The following is an 11,444-nucleotide window of genomic DNA, read 5'->3' on the forward strand; positions in this document are numbered from 1 at the left end:
GCCGATGAAGGGCATCATCCTGGCCGGCGGGTCGGGCACGCGGCTGCACCCGATCACCCGTGCGGTGTCGAAGCAGCTCCTGCCCGTCTACGACAAGCCGATGATCTACTACCCGATGTCGGTGCTGATGCTGGCCGGGATCCGGGACATCCTCGTGATCTCCACCCCGCAGGACGTCCCCGTGTTCCGGCGGCTGCTCGGTGACGGCGGCGAGCTCGGCCTGCGCATCGGCTACGCCGAGCAGCCCGAGCCGAACGGGCTGGCCGAGGCGTTCGTGATCGGTGCCGAGCACGTCGGTTCCGACGCGGCCGCCCTTGTGCTCGGCGACAACATCTTCCACGGGCCGGGCTTCTCCGGGCTGCTGCAGCGCTCGATCGCCGACGTCACCGACGGTGAGGCGGGTTGCGTGCTGTTCGGCTACGCGGTGCGCGACCCGCAGCGCTACGGCGTGGCGGAGGCCGGCCCCGACGGCCGGTTGCTGTCGATCGAGGAGAAGCCGGCGCACCCGCGGTCCAACCGTGCGGTCACCGGGCTCTACTTCTACGACAACGACGTCGTCGAGATCGCGGCAGGCCTCACTCCCTCGGCCCGGGGCGAGCTGGAGATCACCGACGTCAACCGCGCCTACCTCGAGCGCGGCACGGCGAAGCTGGTGGACCTCGGCCGCGGGTTCGCCTGGCTCGACACCGGCACGCACGAGTCGTTGCTGGAGGCGGGTGAGTACGTGCGGGTGCTGGAGAACCGCCAGGGCGTGCGGATCGCCTGCATCGAGGAGATCGCGATGCGGATGGGCTTCATCGACCCGGCCGCCTGCTACGCGCTGGGCGAGCGGCAGGCGAAGTCGGGCTACGGCGAGTACGTGATGGACGTGGCGAAGTCGTTCGCGGGTTAGGAGAGAACGTGCAGGTACTGGTGACCGGGGGAGCGGGCTTCATCGGCTCGCACTACGTCCGCTCGCTGCTGGGCGGCGCCTACCCCGCGTACGCCGATGCCGACGTCGTGGTGCTCGACCTGCTCACCTACGCCGGCACGCTCACCAACCTCGCGCCGTTCACCGACGACGCGCGACTGCGGTTCGTCCGCGGCGACATCCGTGACCCGGGTGTTGTCACCGAGGTGATGGCCGGCACGGACGTCGTTGTGCACTTCGCGGCCGAGTCGCACGTCGACCGCTCGATCGCCGGGGCAGCCGACTTCGTCTCCACCAATGTCGTCGGCACGCAGGTGCTGCTCCAGGCGGCGCTCGAGCGCGGCGTCTCGCGGTTCGTGCACGTCTCCACCGACGAGGTGTACGGCTCGATCGACGAGGGCGCGTGGCCCGAGACGCACCCCCTGGAACCGAACTCGCCGTACTCGGCTTCGAAGGCGGGTTCGGACCTGCTCGCCCGCTCCTACCACCGCACGCACGGCCTGCCGGTCTGCATCACCCGCTGCTCGAACAACTACGGGCCGCACCAGTTCCCGGAGAAGGTCGTCCCGCTGTTCGTCACCAACCTCCTCGACGGGAGGAAGGTGCCGCTCTACGGCGACGGCCTCAACGTCCGCGACTGGCTGCACGTGGACGACCACTGCCGCGGCATCCAGCTCGTCGCGGAGAAGGGGCGCGACGGCGAGGTCTACAACATCGGCGGCGGCACGGAGCTGACGAACAAGGAGCTCACGCTGCGGCTGCTCGCCGCCGTGGGGGCCGACGAGTCGATGATCGAGCCCGTGGCCGACCGCAAGGGCCACGACCGCCGCTACTGCGTGGACTGGTCCAAGATCGCCGAGGAGCTGGGCTACGCCCCGCAGGTGTCGTTCGAGCGGGGTCTCGCCGACACCGTCCGCTGGTACACCGAGCACCGCTCCTGGTGGGAGCCGCTCAAGAACCGGACGTGACGTACTCCGCGAGCCGCTCGCGCCAGTCCGGCAGCTCCACGCCGGCCGCGGCGGCCCGGGACAGGTCGAGCACGCTGTTGAGCGGGCGCTGCGCCGCGTGCGGCTTGTCGGCGAAGTACTCGGCGGTGGTGGTGTCGGTGACCCGGAGGTCGCCGTGCCCGGCCAGCGCGAAGGTGGCCCGGGCGACCTCCGCCCACGACGCCGGCTCGCCGCCACCGGTGACGTGGTAGGTCCCGTACGGGGCCCCGCTCGCGACGAGGTGCACGATCGCGGAAGCGAGGTCGGTGGCGAACGTCGGTCGTCCGATCTGGTCGGCCACCACGGACGGCTCGACGCCCTTCTCGGCCAGCCGGAGCATGGTGCGCACGAAGTTGTGGCCGTCGCCGACCACCCAGCTCGGGCGTACCAGGTAGTGCCGCTCGAGGGTCTGCACGGCGAGGTCGCCGGCGGCCTTCGACGCGCCGTACACCGACAGCGGCGCGACCGGCGCGTCCTCCGGGTACGGCTGCGTGGACCGGCCGTCGAACACGTACTCGGTGGACAGGTGCACCAGCGTCGAGCCGGAGCGGTGGCAGATCGCGGCGAGCGCGGCCGGCCCGGCGGCGTTGGCCAGCCACGCGGCGGCACGGCCCTGGACGGTCTCCGCGCCGTCGACGTCGGTGAACGCCGCGGCGTTGACGACGGTGTCGTAGGCCGCCCAGTCGATGGTCGCGTTCGCGGCGTCGGCGATGTCGAGGTCGAGGTGGCGCAGCGCGGTGGCGTCCGGCAGGGCCGCGACCAACGCCCGCCCCACCTGCCCACCGGCCCCGAGCACGAGTACCCGCACGTCATGCCCCCGTCGCGGCGAGGGCGGACAGCGGTGGGTGGCCGCGGTCCTTGTCGGAGCGGATCGCCTTGTCCTCACCGATCGGCCATTCGATGCCCAGCGCGGGGTCGAACGCCTGGATCAGCGTGTACCGCGCGTCCGGCGTCCAGTGCTCGTTCACCAGGTACGAGTAGACGACGTCCGGCGTGAGCGTCTGGTAGGAGTTGCCGCACCCGTGGGGCACGAAGATTGCGTTGCCCGGGTGCAGCTCGAACGTCTCGACCCGCCCGAACGACTCGCCCGCCCGCAGGTCAACGATCGCGGCGAACGCCCGACCGTGCGCGAGCGAGATGAACTTGTCCCACGGCTCGGCGTGGATGCCGCGCGTGACGCCCACCTCGGCGTTGTAGGAGACGTTGCTCTGCACGATCTCGAACGGCGGGAACCCGAGCGCCTCGAGCTTCGCGCGCTGGAAGGACTCCTTGAACCAGCCGCGGCCGTCGTGGTGCAGGACGAGGTCGATGTGCAGCAGGCCTGGGATGGACGTCTGCGACACCCGCAGGTCGGTCATTCGGACCGCTCCCGGGGGAGGGTGCGCACCCAGTCGAGGGTGGCGCGCAGCCCGTCGGTGAGGCCGGTCGGCTCGGGGAGCCCGAGGTCGGTCCGGGCGCGGCCGACGTCGAGGCAGCTGCGCAGCACCTCGCCGGGCCGCGCCGGCAGGAGCTCGGGCGTGAAGTCGTCCACGCCCGCCGCCGCGGCCACGGCCTCGGCGAGTGCGAGCACGTCGACCTCGGTGCCGGTGCCGACGTTGTAGATCTCGTGCGCGAGGTCGGTCGCCGCGGCGGCGGCCCGGTTGGCGGCGACGATGTCACCGACGAACACGTAGTCGCGGGTCTGCCTGCCGTCCCCGAACACGGTGGGCCGCTGCCCCGCGAGCACCCGGTCGCAGAAGATCGCGATGACGCCGGCGTCGCCGCGCGGGTCCTGGCGCGGCCCGTACACGTTGCCGTACCGCAGGGTGACGACGTCGAGCCCGCGGCTGCGCCGGAACCAGCTGCCGTACCGCTCCGCGGTGCGCTTGCCCAGCCCGTACGCCGACAGCGGGTCGGTCGGTGTGGTCTCCGGGGTGGGGACGACGTCGGTCTCGCCGTAGATCGCCCCGCCGGTGGAGGTGTTCACCACCCGCCGCGCGCCCGCCGCCAGCGCCGCGGAGAAGACGTTGACCGAGCCGAGGACGTTGACCGAGGTGTCGGTGACCGGGTCGGCCATCGACTTGCGCACGTCGATCTGCGCCGCGAGGTGGAACACCACCTCGGGCGCGAACCCGGTGATCGCCTTGCGCACGCCCGCCTCGTCGCGCACGTCGAGCTCCACCAGCTCGGCCGCGGGGGAGCCGGCGAGGTTGGCGGCGGACCCGTGGCTGAGGTCGTCGAGCACGAGGACGTCGGCGCCGTCGGCGACGAGGGAATCCACGACGTGGGACCCGATGAACCCGGCCCCACCGGTCACTACGGCGCGCACGGCGGGATCGTAACGGGCCGCCCGCGTACGGTTGTGAGCGCCAGCACGCCCGTGGGAGATCCCAGATGGCCGAGGCCAGCGGTGCCCCGGTGGGGCGGCGGCTGCGCGAGATCCGGTTGTGGCGGGCCTGTCGTTGCGCGCCGTGGCTGGCGGCGCTCGAGGAGGCCGAACCCCTCAGGCCACGCCGAGGTTCTCCCTCAGCAACGCCGCCAGCCCCGGCGCGCTCTCCTCGGCCGTCGGTGGGGTGAGGCGGTTGTGGGTGAAGGCGAAGCCGAGCCGCCGCTCCGGGTCGGCGTAGGCCTCCGCCCCGCCGAGGCCGCCGAACCCGAACGCGCTCTCGATCCCGCCGGAGACCGGGTCGGCGTGCAGGTAGCCCAGTGACTTGAGGGCCGGGGCGCCGATGATCTGGTCGGTGTCGCGGCGGCGGATGCGGGTGGCGAGCGCGACCCGCTCCGGCGAGAGCAGCCGCCCGCCCCCGCTTGCCAGCGCGCCGTACAGCGCGGCGCCCGCGCGTGCCGTCATCGTCGCACCGAACGGGAGGAACGCGTCCATGGCCCAGCTCCGGCCGGCCGGCGCGACCCGCCTCGGCACGATCGAGTCGACCCGGATCCCGCCGACCACTTTCTGGAACGCGTTCCCGCTGGGGAGCTGCGCCTGGAGCGCGACGAAGTCGGTCGCGTCGATGTCGGCGAGCCGGTGGGCCTGCTCCGTGGGGGGCACGATGAACAGCTGGTCCTCGATCCCCAGCGGCTCGGCGACCTCGGTCCGGACGACTTCGTCCACCGTTCGCCCGGTGGCCCGCCGGACCACCTCCGCCACGAGGTAGCCGAACGTGAGGCTGTGGTAGCCGGTCATGGTGCCCGGATCCCATGCCGGCTCGAGGTCGGCGACCAGGGACACGACCCGGTCGTAGTCGGCGAGGTCGTCAGGGGTCAGGCCGGTGGGGAAGTAGGGGATCCCCGCGCTGTGTTCGAGCACGTGGGCGACCGTGACCGCCTCCTTGCCGCGGGTTCCGAACTCGGGCCACAGCTCGGCGATCCCGGTGTCGTAACGCAGCACGTCGCGCTCCACCAGCCGGTGCACCGCGGTGGTGAGGATGCCCTTGCTGACCGAGAAGACCGGGAACAGCGTGTTCCCGTCGACGGGCCGTCCGGTGGCGGGGTCGGCCACCCCCGCCCACGCGTGGACCACGAGCTCGTCCCCGACGTACGCGGCCACCTGTGCACCGAGCTCGACCCCGGAATCGACCAGGTCGTCGAGCCTGCGTTGGATGGCCTCCTGGGCGGTTCGAGCAGGTGAGAGCGTCATGCTCCGAGTGTCGCGGTCTCACTGGTGTCCGGATGGCGATGCTTGGCCAACTGCTGTCGCATATCGGTCAATGCTCCATGCGGGGGTGGTCGCGGACGGGTGAGGCGGTGGGCGGCACACTGGACCGGTGACAGCGCCAGACGGTCGACCGCGCACCGACGCCCCCGACTACGCCGAACGCCTGAAGAACCTGGAGCAGGCGCGGTGGAAGCGGTGGCTCGACGTGCAGGCGCCGTACCGCTGGAACATCCGCCGGCTCCAGCTCGGCCGCACCCTCGACGTGGGCTGCGGTCTCGGGCGCAACCTGGCCCACCTCGGCGGCGAGGGGGTGGGCGTCGACCACAACGCCGCCTCGGTCTCGGTGGCGAGGGAGCGCGGGCTGGTCGCCTACACCTCGGACGAGTTCTTCACCAGCGCGCACGCCACCGAGGGTTCGTTCGACAGCCTGCTGGCCGCGCACGTCGTCGAGCACATGTCCGAGGAGGACGCCGTCGGCCTGCTGCGCACCTACCTGCCGTTCGTGCGCAAGGGCGGCAAGGTCGTGCTGATCACCCCGCAGGAGAAGGGGTACACCACCGACGCCACGCACGTGCGGTTCTGCGGGTTCGCCGAGGTCGCGGCCCTGTGCGAGACCGTGGGTTTGACGGTGGCCCGGCAGTACTCGTTCCCGTTCCCCCGCCTCGCGGGCCGGGTCTTCCCGTACAACGAGTTCGTCACCCTCGCCCGGATCTGACGGAACCCGGCCCACTACCGTGACCACGTGACACCCGCCCGCCGGCTCGGCACCGCGGCACACCTCGCCGCGGGGCTCGGGGTGCTCGGTGCGGCGGGCTACGCGTTCGTCGCCGTGGTCGGCCACGTGTTCCACGGCCCGGCCGACGCGGGCGCGCTGAGCGCCCTCATCTCGCTGTACATGCTCGTCAACATCATCGGGCCGGGGGTCTTCGCCGCGCTCGAGCAGGAGACGAGCCGCGCGGTCAGCTCCGCCGCGGCGCGCGGTGAGCCGCTGCGCCCGGTCGCGAGGCGGGCGGCGGTGCTCGCGCTGTGGTCGTTCGCCGCGCTGGTCGCGGTCGTGCTCGTGGCGTGGCCGCTCGTTCTGGGTCGGGTCCTCGAATGGCGCCCCGGCCTGTTCGTCGCGCTGCTCGTCGCGATCGCCGGGTCCGGTGCCGTGTACTGGACCCGTGGCCTGCTCGGGGGGCAGCAGCGCTTCACCGCGTACGCGCGCACCCTGTACGTCGAGGGCGCTGTCCGGTTGCTGCCGTGCCTCGCCCTGCTGGCGTTCGCGCTGGACGAGCCCGCGGGCTACGGCTTCGCGTTCGCCGTCGGCTCGGCGGTGGCCGCCCTGAGCGTGTGGCCGGCCGTGAAGCTGCCCGCGACGGACGTCACGACCAGCCCGCCCGGGATGGGGCGCTCGCTGCTGTGGCTCGTCGGGGCGATCGCGCTCAGCCAGCTGGTGGCCAACCTGGCCCCGGTCGTCGTCACCTACCGGTTGCCGGACGACCTCGTGGCCGCCGCGGTCTTCGGGTCGACGTTCGTGCTCGCCCGCGTGCCGCTGTTCCTGTTCGCGCCGGTGCAGGCGGTGCTGCTGCCGCAGGTCACGCGGGCCGCGGCGATGGGCCGTCACGACGAGCTGACCAGCCGCCTGTGGCAGGTGCTCGGGCTGGTGGCCGGTCTGGGCGTGGTCGGGGTGGCCGGGTGCGTGTGGCTCGGCCCGTGGGCCGCCGAGCAGCTGTTCAACACCGCGTACCGCCCATCGGTCGGCACGCTCGCCCTGCTCGGCGCGGCAACGCTGGTGATGATGCTGGCGCTCGTCGTGCAGCCCACGCTGTTGGCGCTCGCCCGTCAACGTACGGTCACGATCGGGTGGATGGCCGGATCCGTCGTGTTCCTCGTGGTACTGGTGGTGGGACCGGAGCCGATCAGCGCCGCCCTCGTGGCCCAGCTCGTCGGCCCCCTCGTGGTGCTCGCCGTGCTGCTGGTCGGAGTGCTGCGGGCACTGCGCCTGCCGGCCGCGGGCGTGGGTGCATCGCCCGCCACGGGACGCCGGTAGGTTGACGCGGCCATGCCTGGAGAAAACGACCCGGAGGAGACCGGTGTGACCACCGTCGACGGCAGGCGCAACGAGGACGTCTGGGTCGTGATCCCGGTCTTCAACGAGGCGCCGGTGCTGGAATCGGTCGTCCGGCAGGTCCTGACGGTCTTCCCCAACGTCGTGTGCGTCGACGACGGCAGCGGCGACGGATCGGCCGAGGCCGTGCTGCGCACCGGTGCCCACCTCGTGCGGCACCCGGTGAACCTCGGCCAGGGCGCGGCCCTGCAGACCGGCCTGACCTACGCCCGCGTGCAGCCGGGTGCCCAGTACTTCGTCACCTACGACGCCGACGGCCAGCACCGGCTCGAGGACGCTTCCGCGATGGTCGACGTCGCCCGGTCCGGGGCGGCCGACGTCGTGCTCGGCACGAGGTTCGCCGACCACGCCGACTCGGTGCCGCTGATCAAGCGGATCGTGCTGAGGGTCGCGGTGCTGCTCAGCCCGGCGGGGCGCAAGCTGCGTCTCACCGACGCGCACAACGGCCTGCGTGTGCTCACCCGCCCGGTCGCGGACCAGCTGCAGATCACCATGAACGGCATGGCGCACGCCTCGGAGATCGTCTCGTACCTGGGGCGCTCGAAGTGGCGCGTGCGGGAGATCCCCGTGTCGATCCGCTACACCGAGTACTCCCGCAGCAAGGGCCAGTCGCTGCTGAACGGGGTCAACATCCTCTTCGACCTGTCCGTCCGCAACCGGGGGTGATCGGCCGTGCTAATCCAGTTCCTCCTCGTGCTCGCGGTCCTGACGATCATGTACGTCTTCGTCCGCAGCTCCCACGCGATCTACGTGCAGGCGAGCAAGCGGATCGCTCTCGTGCTCTTCGCGCTCGCGAACGTCTACGCCGTGATGCGGCCCGACGACCTCACCGCGATCGCCCGCATGCTCGGCGTCGGCCGCGGCACCGATCTCGTGCTGTACGCGCTGGTCGTGGCGTTCATGGCCGGCATGTTCAGCATGTACCAGCGGTTCCGGGTGGTCGACCGCCGCTACACGGAGCTGGCCCGCACCGTGGCCATCCGGGAGGCGGAGCTGATCAACAGGGAGCGGGGTCTGCACTCCGCCCAGGTGGTCAGCATCGCGACCGGCGACGGCGAACGCGCGCCCGTGGTGAGCGAGGACAACCTGCGGTGACCACCGTGGACGTCATGCTGCCCCACTACGGGCGGCTCGACCTCGTGCAGGCCACCATCCGCAGCGTGCTCGCCCAGGACGATCCGAACTGGCGGCTCACGATCCTCGACGACACCGGGGAGTCGGCCGACGACGCGCTCGCCGAGTGGTGCGCAGGCCTCGGCGACGAGCGGGTGCGCTACCGGCTCAACCCGCGGAACCTGGGCATCAACCGCAACTTCCAGCAGTGCGTCGACCGGGTCGAGCACGAGCTCGCGGTGATCATCGGCAACGACGACCTCATGCTCGCCGACTACGTCGGCACGGTGCGACGCGCGCACGCGGCACACCCGGACGCCGCGATCATCCAGCCCGGCGTCGAGGTGGTCGACGCCGACGGTGCGCCGGCGCGCTCGCTGGTGGACCTGGGCAAGCGCTGGGTCTACGCCCCCCGGGTCACCGAGCACACCGTCCTCTCCGGGCAGGAGCTCGCCGTGAGCCTGCTGCGGGGCAACTGGCTGTACTTCCCGTCGATCTGCTGGCGCTCGGAGCCGTTGCGGCGGACCGGGTTCCGCGAGGGCGTCGAGGTGGTGCAGGACCTCGCACTCGTGCTCGACCTCGTGCTCGACGGCGAGTCGCTGCTCGTCGAGCCCACCACCTGCTTCCAGTACCGGCGGCACGACGCGTCCGTGTCCTCCGCGCACGCCGCCGACGGCAGGCGTTTCGCCGAGGAGCGCGCCTTCTTCCTCGAGACGGCCGACCGCATGGCTGTGCGCGGATGGCCGCGCGCGGCCCGCGCGGCCCGCCGGCACCTGTCGTCGCGGATCAACGCCCTCACCCGGCTGCCTGCCGCGGCACGACACGGTGGGCTCGGCGGCGTCCGCACCCTGGCCCGCCACGCGTTCGGCGCGTAGCGGTGGCCCACCGAGGGCCACTGGTCGTGGCCAGGGGCGTCGACGCCGACCCCGGTGAGCTCGAAGCTGCCGCGTGGTGGCTGCGGGCGGCCGTGGCCGTAGGGGTGCCGACGGCCGCCTTCGGTGTCCACGCCCTGCTCTACGGCCGGTGGATCGTCGACGACGCCGCGATCACCTTCGCCTACGCCCGGTCGATCGCGACCGGTGCGGGCCCCGTCCTGCAGCCGGGGGCCGAACCGGTGGAGGGCTTCTCGAACCCGGCCTGGCTCGGCCTCATGGTGCTCGGCCGCTGGGTCGGGCTGTTCGACCGCGGCACCTGGTTCGGGGTGCCCGACTACGTGGCCTTCCCGAAGTTTCTGGCGCTGGTGCTCGTCGCCGGTGTGTTCGCCTGCTGCTACGCCGTGGCCATCGCGATGACCCGCCGGCCCGCTCTGGTCACGGTCGGCGCCGGCCTGGTGACGGCGGCCGTGCCGTCCTTCGTGATCTGGACGATGTCCGGACTGGAGAACGCGCTGCTGGCACTCGCCGCTGCTGGGATCGCGGCGGTGCTGGTCCGCGCCGTCGTGGCGGGCCGCCTGCTCGAACCCGCCACGGCCGTGTGGTGCGGGCTCCTCGCCGTGCTGGCCGCGCTCACCCGCCCGGACGGCCTCGTGTACGCGGCAGCCTTCCCGCTCGCGGCGCTCCTGCTGCTGCGGCGGGCCGATCTGGGCCGCGCCGTGCGGGCCGCCGCGTTGAGCCTGCTCGTCTTCGCGGTGCCGGCGGGGGCGTACCTGGCGTGGCGGCTGGCGGTGTTCGGGGAGTACCTGCCGAACACGGCGATCGCCAAGTCTCAGGGACTTCCCGGCCTCGCCGCCGCCACCCGGCCCGGCGAGCTCGTGACCTACGTCGGCTGGCCCGCCGCGCTGCTCGCCGTCGCCGCCGTCGGGGCGGCGCTGGCCCGCAACGGCGTCCGGCGCCGGGCCTTGGTGGTCCTGCTCGTGCCCCTCGCGCTGGCCGTCGCGGCCTTCGGTGTGCTGGCTCCGGACTGGATGGGCCAGCTCCGGTTCGCCACCCCGGTGTGGCCGCTGGGCGCACTTGCCGCGGTGGTTGCCGCCACGCTGGTCGCACCCCATTTCGCCGCCCGCGGCCGCATCGTGGTGGCAGTGCTCGCAGTCGGCGCGGCCGCCATTTCCGGGTTGGCATTCCTCGACGGTGTCCGGGCATTCCGCGCCGCGCCGACCGCTCCGCTGTGCCTCGTTGCGCAGAACACGGGCCGGACGATCAATTCCTACGCGGACCTCGTCCGCGTCACCGATCCCGTGCTCGCCGCGCCCGATATCGGCGGGGCTGCACTCGTCAGCAATCTGCGCCTGGTCGACATCGTCGGTCTCGCGGACCGCCGGGTCGCCGAATTCTGGGCGACCGGCGACATTGCCGGACTGCGTACCCATCTCCTCCGCGACGTGCGCCCGACCTTTCTCACGCTCAATCCCGACTGGGCACGGCTGACCGGGCTCGCCGCCGACCCGCGAATGACCGCGAGTTATGACAAGATCGCGACGAGTCCGGCGGGTGTCACCGACTGGGTGAGACGCGACGCCCTCGGGCCCGGAGATCTCGAGGCGCTCCGAATTCGCGCATCCGCGGCGGTGGTGGACGACGAGAACGCGCGTCGGTCGCCCCGGGCGTCGTGCGGGGATGTGCTCGTTCCGTCGGCGGGCTGACGCGCTCCCCGGACCTGCTCGACGGGCAAACGGTAGCTGTGACGGCGGTCACATCAAACCGGTTTGGTTCGAGTGGATCAGTCTGATAGGTTCAACCGGTCCTGATCTTCGGA

12 protein-coding genes are annotated in these 11,444 nt (G+C 72.2%); 8 read left to right on the forward strand and 4 right to left on the reverse strand.

The window, feature by feature from the left end:
- The first annotated feature begins 4 nt into the window (after nt 1–4).
- Both rfbA and rfbB read left to right on the forward strand, forming a co-directional pair.
- Complete coding sequence (rfbA, locus tag FB388_RS37530) at nt 5–892, forward strand: glucose-1-phosphate thymidylyltransferase RfbA (protein ID WP_142107381.1); 888 nt, start codon at nt 5–7, stop codon at nt 890–892.
- Nucleotides 893–900: 8 nt separating this feature from the next.
- Nucleotides 901–1,878 (forward strand): dTDP-glucose 4,6-dehydratase, encoded by a 978-nt coding sequence (gene rfbB / locus FB388_RS37535; RefSeq protein WP_142107382.1) that lies wholly within the window; start codon nt 901–903, stop codon nt 1,876–1,878.
- Here rfbB and rfbD read toward each other — a convergent pair.
- The 4 genes from rfbD to FB388_RS37550 all read right to left on the reverse strand — a co-directional run bounded on the left by rfbD (nt 1,862) and on the right by FB388_RS37550 (nt 5,512).
- A complete protein-coding gene (gene rfbD, locus FB388_RS40765; RefSeq protein ID WP_246122788.1) occupies nt 1,862–2,704 on the reverse strand; it encodes a dTDP-4-dehydrorhamnose reductase in 843 nt (280 codons plus the stop codon). The genes rfbB and rfbD overlap by 17 nt on opposite strands.
- A 1-nt stretch (nt 2,705) precedes the next feature.
- A complete protein-coding gene (locus FB388_RS40770; RefSeq protein ID WP_246122790.1) occupies nt 2,706–3,254 on the reverse strand; it encodes a dTDP-4-dehydrorhamnose 3,5-epimerase family protein in 549 nt (182 codons plus the stop codon).
- Complete coding sequence (locus tag FB388_RS37545) at nt 3,251–4,204, reverse strand: NAD-dependent epimerase/dehydratase family protein (protein WP_142107383.1); 954 nt, start codon at nt 4,202–4,204, stop codon at nt 3,251–3,253. The genes FB388_RS40770 and FB388_RS37545 overlap by 4 nt, the downstream gene beginning before the upstream one ends.
- A gap of 174 nt (nt 4,205–4,378) precedes the next feature.
- Nucleotides 4,379–5,512: a serine hydrolase domain-containing protein gene (locus FB388_RS37550; protein ID WP_142107384.1), complete on the reverse strand. Its 1,134-nt coding sequence runs from the start codon at nt 5,510–5,512 to the stop codon at nt 4,379–4,381.
- Nucleotides 5,513–5,639: 127 nt separating this feature from the next.
- Between FB388_RS37550 and FB388_RS37555 the strand changes: the two genes are divergently transcribed.
- The 6 genes from FB388_RS37555 to FB388_RS37580 are packed head-to-tail and all read left to right on the forward strand — an operon-like array spanning nt 5,640 to nt 11,331.
- Complete coding sequence (locus tag FB388_RS37555; RefSeq protein WP_142107385.1) at nt 5,640–6,245, forward strand: class I SAM-dependent methyltransferase; 606 nt, start codon at nt 5,640–5,642, stop codon at nt 6,243–6,245.
- 27 nt (nt 6,246–6,272) lie between these two features.
- On the forward strand, nt 6,273–7,562 hold the full coding sequence (locus tag FB388_RS37560; protein WP_142107386.1) for a lipopolysaccharide biosynthesis protein: 1,290 nt from the start codon (nt 6,273–6,275) through the stop codon (nt 7,560–7,562).
- Between the two features lie 45 nt (nt 7,563–7,607).
- The gene (locus tag FB388_RS37565) at nt 7,608–8,306 is read left to right on the forward strand and encodes a glycosyltransferase family 2 protein (protein WP_246122792.1); all 699 of its coding nucleotides are present in this window, start codon (nt 7,608–7,610) and stop codon (nt 8,304–8,306) included.
- 6 nt (nt 8,307–8,312) lie between these two features.
- On the forward strand, nt 8,313–8,735 hold the full coding sequence (locus tag FB388_RS37570) for a DUF2304 domain-containing protein (protein WP_211362464.1): 423 nt from the start codon (nt 8,313–8,315) through the stop codon (nt 8,733–8,735).
- Complete coding sequence (locus FB388_RS37575; protein WP_246122795.1) at nt 8,732–9,628, forward strand: glycosyltransferase family 2 protein; 897 nt, start codon at nt 8,732–8,734, stop codon at nt 9,626–9,628. The genes FB388_RS37570 and FB388_RS37575 overlap by 4 nt, the downstream gene beginning before the upstream one ends.
- A gap of 26 nt (nt 9,629–9,654) precedes the next feature.
- Nucleotides 9,655–11,331 (forward strand): hypothetical protein, encoded by a 1,677-nt coding sequence (locus FB388_RS37580; RefSeq protein WP_142107388.1) that lies wholly within the window; start codon nt 9,655–9,657, stop codon nt 11,329–11,331.
- Nucleotides 11,332–11,444: the final 113 nt, after the last annotated feature.

The organism is Pseudonocardia cypriaca (genome assembly GCF_006717045.1).
Classification (GTDB): Bacteria; Actinomycetota; Actinomycetes; order Mycobacteriales; family Pseudonocardiaceae; genus Pseudonocardia; species Pseudonocardia cypriaca.